This window comes from Streptomyces tricolor (assembly GCF_002155905.1).
Lineage (GTDB): Bacteria > Actinomycetota > Actinomycetes > Streptomycetales > Streptomycetaceae > Streptomyces > Streptomyces tricolor.
Genome location: NZ_MUMF01000696.1, coordinates 1 through 9,631 on the forward strand (window position 1 = coordinate 1; position 9,631 = coordinate 9,631).

At 72.1% G+C, this 9,631-nt stretch carries 7 protein-coding genes and 3 pseudogenes; 5 read left to right on the forward strand and 5 right to left on the reverse strand.

The genetic code is table 11. The features are described from left to right. Both CCN44_RS37585 and CCN44_RS37590 read right to left on the reverse strand, forming a co-directional pair. Positions 1-200, reverse strand: a pseudogene (locus tag CCN44_RS37585) (RimK family alpha-L-glutamate ligase); the annotation flags it as partial. A gap of 67 nt (positions 201-267) precedes the next feature. Further along, the gene (locus tag CCN44_RS37590; protein WP_244204030.1) at positions 268-933 is read right to left on the reverse strand and encodes a TetR/AcrR family transcriptional regulator; all 666 of its coding nucleotides are present in this window, start codon (positions 931-933) and stop codon (positions 268-270) included. Positions 934-1,306: 373 nt separating this feature from the next. Here CCN44_RS37590 and CCN44_RS37595 point away from each other — a divergent pair, with 373 nt between their 5' ends. The 3 genes from CCN44_RS37595 (at position 1,307) to CCN44_RS37605 (ending at position 6,183) form a co-directional block, all read left to right on the forward strand. Next, positions 1,307-2,626, forward strand: a complete 1,320-nt coding sequence (locus tag CCN44_RS37595; RefSeq protein WP_167404075.1) for a UDP-glucose dehydrogenase family protein — start codon at positions 1,307-1,309, stop codon at positions 2,624-2,626. A gap of 336 nt (positions 2,627-2,962) precedes the next feature. After that, positions 2,963-4,171 carry a glycosyltransferase gene (locus tag CCN44_RS37600; RefSeq protein WP_086703256.1) on the forward strand — a complete coding sequence of 403 codons (1,209 nt, stop codon included), beginning with the start codon at positions 2,963-2,965 and terminating at the stop codon, positions 4,169-4,171. A 395-nt stretch (positions 4,172-4,566) separates the two neighbouring features. Further along, positions 4,567-6,183, forward strand: a complete 1,617-nt coding sequence (locus CCN44_RS37605) for an MDR family MFS transporter (RefSeq protein ID WP_208639923.1) — start codon at positions 4,567-4,569, stop codon at positions 6,181-6,183. Between the two features lie 418 nt (positions 6,184-6,601). Here the strand turns inward: CCN44_RS37605 and CCN44_RS37610 are convergent, their stop codons facing one another. Next, a complete protein-coding gene (locus CCN44_RS37610) occupies positions 6,602-7,111 on the reverse strand; it encodes a hypothetical protein (protein ID WP_237482512.1) in 510 nt (169 codons plus the stop codon). A gap of 407 nt (positions 7,112-7,518) precedes the next feature. Then, positions 7,519-7,896: a hypothetical protein gene (locus tag CCN44_RS46890; protein WP_237482514.1), complete on the reverse strand. Its 378-nt coding sequence runs from the start codon at positions 7,894-7,896 to the stop codon at positions 7,519-7,521. Between CCN44_RS46890 and CCN44_RS37620 the strand changes: the two are divergent. Both CCN44_RS37620 and CCN44_RS37625 read left to right on the forward strand, forming a co-directional pair. Beyond that, positions 7,798-8,164, forward strand: a pseudogene (locus CCN44_RS37620) (telomere-associated protein Tap); the annotation flags it as partial. The gene CCN44_RS46890 and the pseudogene CCN44_RS37620 overlap by 99 nt on opposite strands. A 261-nt stretch (positions 8,165-8,425) precedes the next feature. Beyond that, complete coding sequence (locus CCN44_RS37625; RefSeq protein WP_086703261.1) at positions 8,426-9,163, forward strand: dienelactone hydrolase family protein; 738 nt, start codon at positions 8,426-8,428, stop codon at positions 9,161-9,163. A 326-nt stretch (positions 9,164-9,489) separates the two neighbouring features. Here the strand turns inward: CCN44_RS37625 and CCN44_RS37630 are convergent. Then, positions 9,490-9,631, reverse strand: a pseudogene (locus CCN44_RS37630) (transposase); the annotation flags it as partial.

Genomic DNA, 9,631 nt, shown 5'->3' on the forward strand with positions numbered 1-9,631 from the left:
TGCAGGGTCAGCCGGCCGTCGCGGACGCCGAAGAGGAGTTCGTCGGTGTGCCACAGGGCGAAGCGGGGGCCGTGGGCCGCGGCGAGCGCGGTGGCGAGTTCCTGGGTGGAGCGGCGCAGGACGGCGGGGTGCTGGCGGACCAGCATCCAGATGCCGGCGCTGTCCGGGGTGGCCGGCTGGGTGGGGGGCTGGTCGGTCACGGTGGCTCCTCGCCGAACGGGGTGTGCGTCTCTTCCTCGAAGGCCGGCCCCCTCGGGCCGCGGTGGGTCAGCGGTCGTCGGGGGTGTGGTGCGGGTCGCCGGTCCCGGTGGTCCGCTCGTCGTGCCGGGGTGATGGGCCGAGCAGGATCTCGATGCCTGCGCGCAGGTAGCGTTCCAGTGTGGCGTCCGGTGCGGCGGCCAGGGCCGGGGGGCGTATCTCGGTGCGCATCAGGCTGGTGCCGAGCATCCAGGCCGCCAGGAGTTCGGCGCGCAGGTCGGCGTCGGGTCCGGTGAGGCGGGCGGCGAGGCGTTTGGTGAAGACCTCCGTGAAGTCCGCCCGCAGCCGGGCGACGGCCTCGTCGCGGCCGGAGGAGCGCAGGACCGTCAGCACGGGGTGGGGGAAGTCGCCGTCGCTGGGCGGTCCCAGCAGCAGTGCGCAGAACCAGTCGGGGATCGCCTCGACCGGTTCGTGCAGCAGCGGTTCGAATATCTTGTCGGTGCCCACGACGTCGTTGAACAGTGCTTCCTTCGAGCCGAAGTAGCGGTAGACGAGGGCGGCGTCGACGCCGACGTCGCCGGCGATGTCGCGGACGCTGGTGCCTTCGTAGCCGTACTTGCCGAAGCGGAAGGCCGCGGCGGCCCTGAGGGCGGTGCGTGTGCGTGAGGCCGAGCGCCTGTGGGCAGGCCGGCAGGCCGCCGTCTCCGGCGTCTCGCCGTCGTGTGCTCCCGTCACCGTCACCGCACCTCCGTCATCCGTCATCCGTCATCCGTCATCCGTCAACTGCCGTCCGTCGACTGCCGTCCACCATCCGGCGTCCGGCGTCTGCCGTCCGCGGTCATCGCGTCGACTGCCCCATGTTCCAGTCTGGAGGGGCTGTCTCAAAGTCACCGACCGATGTCACCAATCGTTGACTTGTGTTCGCGGTGCATGCCATACCTGAAGACAGGTCAACGACCGACGACTTCTCCATCTCGCTGCATCCGGGCCGTACGACGGAGCCGGCCCGTTCCAGGTCGCCCGCGCGGCGCGGCGGCGGCGCGCGTCCTCGACGGCGCGCGGCCGGAGCCGACGCGCGGGCCCCACCGACCGGAAATGGTGATCTTCTGTGTCTGCACGACATGTCGCCGTGATCGGAACCGGCTACGTCGGACTGACCACCGGTGCCTGCCTGGCCTTCCTGGGGCACTCTGTGGTGTGCGCCGACGCCGACCCGCACAAGGTCGAGCGGCTGCGCGGGGCCCGGGTCGACATCCTGGAACCCGGTCTGCCGGAGAGGGTGCGCGAGGGCCTGGAGGCGGGCCGGCTGGAGTTCACCGGCGACACCGCGGCCGCCGTCGCCGAGGCCGAGGTGGTCTTCCTGTGCCTGCCCACCCCCATGGGAGCGGGCGGCGCGGCCGATCTCGCCGCCGTGGAGGCGGTCGCCGGGCAGGTCCGTGACGTGCTGCGGCCCGGCTGTGTCGTCGTCAACAAGTCGACCGTGCCGGTCGGGACCTGCGAGCGCGTCGCCGCGCTGCTGGGCCGGGCGGACGTGAGCGTGGTGAGCAACCCGGAGTTCCTGCGCGAGGGCCGCGCCGTCGAGGACTTCCTGCACCCGGACCGCATCGTGATCGGCGCCGCCGACCAGGACGCCGCCCGGCGCGTGGCCGGCCTGTACGCCGCGCTGGACGCGCCTTTGGTGCTCACCGATCCCGCCAGTGCCGAACTGACCAAGTACGCGGCGAACTTCTTCCTCGCGATGAAGCTGTCCTTCGCCAACAACCTCGCCGTCCTGTGCGAGCGCTTCGGCGCCGACGTCGCCGATGTCACCGAGGGCATCGGGCGTGATCCGCGCATCGGCCCGGCGTTCCTGCGGCCCGGGCCGGGCTGGGGCGGCTCCTGCCTGCCCAAGGACACCCACGCCCTGCTGACCGTGTGCGACCGCTCCGGCGTGGACTTCCCGCTGCTGCGCGCCACCATCGAGACCAACGTCGCCCACCAGCGCCGGCTCGTCGAACGGGTCGCCGCCGCGTGCGGGCGCGGCGCGGAGGGCTCGCTGCACGGCGTACGGCTCGCCCTGTACGGGCTGACCTTCAAGGCCGGCACCAGCGACCTGCGCGACTCCCCCGCGCTCGCCGTCGCGCGGCTGCTGCGCGAGCGGGGTGCGGAACTGACCGCCTACGACCCGGCGTTGCGCGAGGAGCGGCCCGATCTGAGTGATCTGGTCGACCTCGTCGACGATCCGGTGCGGGCCGCGGAGGGGGCCGCGGCCTGCCTGGTCCTGACCGAGTGGCCGCAGCTGCGGGATGTGGACTGGGCGGCGGTCGCGGCGTGCATGAGCGGCCATGAGGTCCACGACTGGCGCAACCTGCTGGATCCGGACGTGCTCGCGCGGACCGGGCTGAGCTGGCGGGGCATCGGGCGCCCCGCGGCGGCGCGGGTGGCCTGACAGGCAGGGCGGGCGGCGTCCTGCCCGCAGAGGCGGGCGGCATCCTGCCCGCAGGGACGGGCGGCGTCCTGCCCGCAGGGACGGGCGGCGTCCGCGGTCGTGCGTCCGCCTGCCGCCGGCTTCCCGTGTCGTACGGCGGTGCGGGACGCCGTAACCGCAACTCCCTTGCGTCGTACGGCAGTCACGCCGTCCGGGCCGGTGCTCCAGGGCGGCCTGCGGCGGCCCGCGGGGCGGCGTGCGGTGGCGTGCTCGTACCCGTCCGGGCCGGCCCCTCCTGCTGCCTTGCCCACCGTTTTCCGGACGTCCTCACGTGTCCTCAAGAGAAAGGCTCACCCCATGCGGGTTCTGTGCACCACGCTCGGCAGTCCCTCCCATGGGCGTGCCCAGCTGCCGCTGCTGCGCGCCCTGGCCGCGGCCGGGCACCAGGTGCTGGTGGTCACCACCGACGCCCTCGCCCCGGTCTTCGCCGACGACGACGTCGAGGTGAACGCCGCGCTGCCGCGGTTCGACCCGTTGGCCGCCATCGGCCCGTACCTCGCCCAATTCCCCGGGCCGGTCGACCTGACCAGTCCGACGCCGGAACTGACCCGGCTGCTGATGCGGGGCGTGGCCGGGCCGGCCGTCAAGCCGCACCTGGACATCCTGCTCCCCCTGGCCCGGGACTTCCGCCCCGAGCTGATCCTGCGGGACGGCATGGACATGGGCGCGGTGCTCACCGCCGAGCTGCTGGGCGTGCCGCAGCTTCCGACGCCCTCCGGGTTCGGCAACATCCTGGACCCCGCCGAGACGCTGGAGCCGCTCAACGAGCGGCGCCGGGAGCTGGGGCTGCCCGGGCAGGACGATGCGCTGTCGGTCGTACCGCACGGCCGCGTCGACTACGTGCCGCCCGCTTTCTCCTTCGCCCGGCACCTGCCGAAGGCGTGGTCCTACCGGCAGACGGTGGACGTCGAGCGCGGCGGGGCGCTGCCCGGGTGGGCGGCCGAACTGCCCACCGACCGGCCGCTGGTGTACGCCGCGATCGGTACGGCTCTGCCGGTGCTGCGCGAGCATCTGGCGGGTCCGCCGGAGGGGGCGCCGATCACCTTGCCGGACACCGCCGAGAGCCTGCGCGCGATCGTGGGGGCGGCGGCCGGGCTGGAGGAGTGCACGGTGGTCGTCTCGACGTCCGGGGTCCCGCTGGAGACCGGTGAGCTGCCCGGGCACGTCCACGTCACCGCGCGGGTGCCGCAGCCGCTGCTGCTGGAAGGGGGCGATCTGTTCGTCACCCACGGCGGGTTCAACAGCATCCGGGAGGCGATGCGCACCGGCACGCCGCTGGCGGTGCTGCCGCACTTCGGGGACCAGCACGCCAACGCCGAGCGCGTGGAGGAGCTGGGCCTGGGCCGGCACATCACCGACCGCAGCGCGTCGGGCATCGCGGAGGTGTGCCGCGCGCTGCTCGCCGACCCCGGGCCCCGGGCGCGGGCCCGGTCGGCGCGGCTGGCGATGCTGACGCTGCCGGAGATCGGGCAGGCGGTCGGTGACCTGGAGCGGATCGCCCGATAGCCCGATAGCCCGATAACCGGATAGCCCGGTGGTCCGGTGGTCCGGTGGTCCGGTGGTCCGGGGCGTGCCGGCGCGCGGGGGCGGCTGCCGCCAGGATCCGCGGGCGGGCCGCCGCCGGTACCCGGGCGCGCGGGCCGCCGCCAGTACCCGGGCGCGGGCTGCCGCCAGGGCCGGGGCGGGCCGCCGCCGTCGGCACGGGGCCCCGCCCAGCGGGCACGGGGCCCCGCCCAGCAGGCATGGGGCCGCTGCCGTCGAGGCGAGGGCGCCGCCCGTCGGGGCGGGGCCGCCGGCGCCGGCTATGGAGACGGTCTCCGGCTCGCCGGGCCCGCGGCGCTGCGGCCTGTCCGCCCTCGGTATGCAGTCCACTTTCATGCCCCCGACCCCCAGGACGACTTGTGACTTTCTCCGGCACACAGCACCAGGACGCCTCCGGGGACGCGTCCGCGCGGCTCGGGCACCGGCAGATCACCACCGTCATGTCCGGACTGGTGCTCGGGATGTTCCTGGGGGCGCTGGACCAGACGGTGGTCTCCTCCGCGCTGCGGACCATCGCCGACGACCTGCACGGGCTGACGGCCCAGGCCTGGGTGACCACCGCCTACCTCGTCACCGCCACCCTCGCCACACCGCTGTACGGCAAGCTCTCCGACATCCACGGCCGCCGGCCCGTCTACCTCGCCGCGATCGCCCTGTTCACGGCCGGCTCGCTGCTGTGCGCGTCCGCCACCTCGATCTACACCCTCGCGGCGTTCCGTGCCGTGCAGGGACTGGGCGGCGGCGGGCTGATGTCGCTGGCGATGACGATCGTCGCCGACATCACCACCCCGCGCGAACGGGGTCGCTACCAGGGCTGGTTCATGGCCGTGTTCGGCGGCGCCAGCATCGTCGGCCCGCTGGTGGGCGGCGCGTTCGCCGACCGGGCCGGTCTGCTCGGCATCGACGGCTGGCGGTGGATCTTCCTGATCAACGTGCCGCTCGCCGCCGCGGCGACCGTGGCGGTCCTGCGGGTGCTGCGGCTGCCCCAGCGGCGCGTGCACCACCGGCTCGACCACCCGGGCGCGCTCGCCCTGGCGGTGGGGCTCGTGCCGCTGCTGGTCGTCGCCGAGCAGGGCCGCAGCTGGGGGTGGGCCTCGCCCGGGGTCCTTGCCCTGTACGCGGTGGGTGCGGCGGGGCTGGGCGTGTTCGTCGTGGTGGAGCGGCGCACGGGTGACGCCGCGCTGCTGCCGCCGCGGCTGTTCCGTATCCGGTCCTTCCGGCTGGGTGTCGCCCTGCACTTCGTCGTCGGGATCGGCATGTTCGGCGCGATGACGACGCTGCCGCTCTACCTCCAGCTCGTACGCGGCATGAGCCCCATCGCGGCGGGTGCGGCCACGCTGCCCACGGTCCTGGCGAACCTGGCGGTGACGCTGGTGGTGGGCCGGCTGATCGCCCGGACCGGCCGGTTCAAGGTCCATCTCGTCGCCGGGTGCGGCTCGCTGGCCGCGGCGATGCTCGTCTTCGCCACGCTGGGCGTGGACAGCCCGCTGTGGCAGGCGGCGCTCGGCATGGCCCTGATGGGCGCAGGTCTGGGCGCGGCGATGCAGACGCTGACCACGCTCGCCCAGTGCGAGGTGCCCCGGGAGGACATGGGGGCGGCGACGGCGTCGGTCAACTTCTTCCGTTCCAACGGCGGTACGGTCGGCACCGCCGCGTTCTTGTCCGTCCTGTTCTCCACGGCGGCCGGCCGGATCGCCGACCGGCTGGCCGAGGCCCGCCAGGATGCGGCCTACCGGCGGCTGCTGGCCGAGCCCGGCAACGCCCACGCCCTGACGGGCGTACTGCGCCCCGGCGGGGGTGTCCGCCTTCAGGACTCGGCCTTCCTGCAGACGCTCGACCGGGGCGCGGCGCTGCCGTTCCTCCAGGGGTACGTCGCCTCGATGCGCGTGGTCTTCCTCGCCGGGGCCGCGGTGTCGCTGGTGGCCTTCCTGATCGCGGCCTGGCGGGTGCCGAACCTCACGCTCGGCGACGACTAGGGCGTTTCCTTCAGATCATCCGACCGTTGGTTGATGTGCGTGCTGGACACGCTCGTTGAACAGACCGAGGACGAGACGAACGACGTCGTGGCAGCGCTCTTGGCGCAGGCCCGACGCGAAGGGGAGGACGCGTGATCCCGGCTCCGCACCATAGGACGGGCCCCGGCGTACTCGGAGCCGAAGGCCCCGGCCGCTTCGGACCGTTCGGCCGCTGGCCCCACAGCGAGGACGGGGACCGGGACGGGCCCGGCAGGGGGCGAGGAACATCCGGCCGGAGCCGGCGATGGATCCTCCGCCCAGGACCATGATCAATGTCAGCGCCGACGGCTGTACCGGTGTTCCCCCGGGCCGAGGAGGCCCATGGGTCCGGGGAAACCGAAGTCTGTTCAGCGGGAACTCGCGGGCCGGTCCGTGTGCATCAGCTGGGCGAATCCGTGGGTTCGGCGGGAGCCGTGAGGTGGGCCGCGAGGCGGCGGGCTTCGGCGGTGACCTCGGCATCGACCTGATCCACGGTTCTGTCGCTGTGGTCGAGGATGTCGTACTCGTCGTCGAGTTCAGCGAGACGCTCGGTCAGGGGCAGCTCATGTCCGTGGCGCTGGTGAATCCGGAAGGTGAACTCCCGAGGCGTGAGCTCTCCGGCGAGCATGCGGCGTGCGAGGGCTCGGGCGGCGGCTTCCTGACCGGCCTCGCTGCCGACCGGATAGAAGGCGAGGCCGAGTTCGTCGAGTGCTGCGGGAAGCAGGTCGTGGACGTCGTAGTCCGCCTCGGCACGCGTGCAGGCGGCGAGGATGCGAAGGCCAGGAGTGTCGAGTCCGGCGACGAGCGCATCACAGGCGGCATTCACCACGTCGCTCGCGCGGGTTTCTCCCATGCTCCAGAGAGCGGCATGGTCCTGGAGAGCGATTGCTGCTGCTTCGGTCGACGTCACTCGTCCATGATTTCCCTCACGGTGCGTCCAGGTCGAGCAGATTTCATCGAAGGTGCTGTTCAGCGGCCTGTTCCAGCAGGGCTTGTGCGGAGTCCGCGTAGCGCATCGCGGTCTTCTCATCGAGCCCGGAGACTTCGGCGAGGTGCAGTGGGTCAGGGCCTCTTCGAGCTGCCGGTCAACACGGAGCCGTTCCAGGGCGGCGTCCTGTCCCCGCATCGGAGCACTGACCCAGGGGTTGCCGGCCCGGCTGGTCGTGCTGGCGGTCTGGCTGTTGATCAGCAGGTGGAGGTCCGCGGTGCTGGGCCACCGACGGCGCCGGTGGTCCAGCCACTCCAATCATGAGCTCCAGGGTGAGGTCGTCGAGAGGCCGGGCGCGTCCGGCGATGGTCAGCCGGCGGTTGCCGAGGTCAACGTCGTCGAGCATGAGAGCGGCGATCTGGGCCACCCCGGGCGGCGTGGCCCGCCGCGAGGGCGGGAACGAGCCGGGCCGCCGGGGCCGTCGCAGCAGCAACGGAGCGTTTGACCTGCTCAGGCAGGAGCGGTTGCAGCACGGCGTACTCGTTGTGACCGATTGTGATCCGGCTGGTGGGACTGCGGAAGATCAGCCCTTGCCGCTCGGCCCAGGTGAACAGGGACCGCAGAGCGACGAGCTGATCACGCCGCTGGTGACCGTGCAGCGTCTTGAGGATGTCGACCCGGCGCTGACCGCCGTCCTCGCGGCCATCAAGGCCACGGTGAGGGGCGGCGTGGGGAAACTGCGTGAGCGCCCGCAGGGCAAATGTCACAAGCGGGGGAGCGGTGGCCGGCTCTGGAGCGTCCGGCCTGGCGCCCGGACATCCGCGCCGCCGTCATCTCCAAGGCCGGGGCAACATGCACCGCAAGATGCTGAAGATGGCGGAGTTCACCGGCCTGTTCCCGCCGGCCGTGCTCCCCGGCTGCGTCGTCTATCCCGCGCCCAGCCAGAGCCGGCTGGACTTTCTCCCGTGCGCGGAGTCCGGCAAGCCGGTCCCCGGTGTCCTCCGCCCCGGGCCCATGCCCGGCCTGGCCAAGCTCGCGGTGTTGGCCGTGATCATCGTCGCCCACCGCACTGTGACGTGCGTGCTGGCGTCGGCCTGGTCCGGTGGACTACGCTGCGCGATCATGATTACCGGGACGGCCTTGCGCCACACACGGATTGGTGACCCGGTGCTCTTCTGAGCGCCGTAGGGGCCGGTGCAGGCCCGCTGTTCGAGCGAGGACCTGACGCTGCTGCACGAGATCCGCCTCCGTCGTGTTGATCACAGATTCGACACATCAACCACGACAGGAGGATCTATGCCCATCAAGACTCTGCAGATTCCCACCGCGGACGGTCAGGCCGACGCCTTCGCCGCCTTCCCCGACCACGGCGAGCGGCACCCAGGGGTGCTGATGTATGCGGACGGCTTCGGCATCCGGCCCGTGCTGCGGGAGATGGCGCACGAACTGGCCGGGCACGGCTACTACGTGCTCGTCCCCAACTCCTTCTACCGGCACGGCCCGGGACCGGTGGCCGAGCTTCCCGAGTACATCGGAGAAGAGGTCCGGGCCGCGGTCTTCGCCCAGCTGATGCCCTTGATCGAGGCGCATACCGCCGAACGTGTCCTGGGCGACGCCGACGCCTACCTCAAGTTCCTCACCACCCAGCCCGAGGTCTGCGCCGGACCGGTCGCAGTGACCGGCTACTGCATAGGCGGCCTCTACGCGATGCGCACCGCCGCGGCCCACCCCAACCAGGTGGCCGCAGTCGCCGCATTCCACGGCCCCGTGGGCGTCGACGGGCCCGGCCTCTTCTCCAAGCTCACAGCCCGGGTCCACCTCGGCCACGCCGAAGGCGACATGACACCCGAGGCACTCGGCGAGCTCAATCGGGCCCTGGATGCCGCGGGTGTCGGCTACACCTCCGAGATCTACCCCGGCACCATCCACGGCTTCACCATGGCCGACACCGACGCTTTCAGCGCCTCCGGGCTGAAGCGCCACTGGGATCGCCTGCTCCCCCTTCTGGACCGCAACCTGACCAAGGGGAAGTGATCACCCTTTCGAGTGTTCGAAAGTGAGTGCGGCTGTTCGTATTCCAGCGCCCGTGTGACCGTCCTGCGATCAAGGTCAGTTGCCCAGGCGCTGGGGGCCGATGGTGGATGCAGAGGTGTGTGACTTGTCGAGGATGAGGCGTCCGAGGACCTCGCCTGGGAGTCGGTGCCGTTGGAGATGCTGCACGCGGCTAAACCGTGGCGGACGGATCCGCTGGTACACGAGGCAGAAGCACACTACTGGGGTTCGTACCGGTCGAGTATGCAGTCGGATCACGTGATCTACGAGTCGCGGCCGGAGACGGCGCGGTTGCTCTACGCGGACTTTGACTTCCATGGGCCGAAGCGCCCGGGCAGGTCCATCCACGGTGTGCCGGTGCGGTACGTGAACGCGATCGCGTCGATCACCCGCCGGTGATCCCGCCACCGCCCTCCCCGCTTCGGTGCCCGGTCCGGCAGCAACGGCTCG